Here is a 771-nt window from a genome sequence, read left to right on the forward strand (position 1 = left end):
CGGCGTATGCCACCGAAACGCATTATCTAAGAGTCTATTTGGCGCAGCTGCGACGCAAACTCGAGGACGACCCGTCCCACCCCAAGCACTTGGTGACCGAATCGGGGATGGGTTACCGCTTCGAGGCGTGAGTGTTTGCGCGGCCGACGCCGCGCGTCCGACGCCGCGGTCGGCGACCGACGTCCTGGTCACATCGGTCACTTCCGCCCCGCGTCGGAGCAATCGTCGATGTGCCCGCCTTACAGCGACTTTTAGGCTCGCTGGTGCTCGGGCTCGCGGAGGATGAGTCACACCCGCCACACCGGTCCCTGGCGGGAGAAATCGTCGATTTGCCCGCCTCGCAGCGACAAGACCGGGGTGTCGTACCGGGGTGCAATGGTGCAGGGATGAATCTCCAGGGAATCGAGCTGCGTTACGTGTTGACGATGCACCTCGCCCACAATGGGCCGGCCACCATCGGTCAAATGATCGAAGCCCTTAATAAACAGGGCTTTCGGATCCGCGGTAGGGCATCGAAAGTCATCTCAGACGCCTTGCGGTGGGAGATGGGCCGCGGCAGAGTGCGTCGGATGGGCCGCGGTCGGTACGGGCCTAGATCCATGCCGCGGTCCACCGAATACCGTATTCATCAGCGCGTGCTGTCTCTGCGGCAGGCGACGAGGTTGTCGCTATGAGGCGGACAACTCGTCGATTCCTCCGGCCAGGGGCCGGTGTGGCGGATGTGACTCATCCTCCGCGAGCCCGAGCACCAGCGAGCCTAAAAGTCGCTGT

Annotated in this window: 2 protein-coding genes; both read left to right on the forward strand. The window is 63.3% G+C overall.

Going from position 1 to position 771, the window contains the following annotated elements:
• A partial coding sequence (locus A5713_RS26650) for a winged helix-turn-helix domain-containing protein (RefSeq protein ID WP_197516376.1) occupies positions 1-131 on the forward strand: 131 nt, incomplete at its 5' end.
• Positions 132-386: 255 nt separating this feature from the next.
• On the forward strand, positions 387-674 hold the full coding sequence (locus tag A5713_RS29415) for a hypothetical protein (protein WP_067919054.1): 288 nt from the start codon (positions 387-389) through the stop codon (positions 672-674).
• The last annotated feature ends 97 nt before the right edge of the window (positions 675-771 follow it).

Source organism: Mycobacterium sp. E2497, from assembly GCF_001668695.1.
GTDB lineage: Bacteria > Actinomycetota > Actinomycetes > Mycobacteriales > Mycobacteriaceae > Mycobacterium.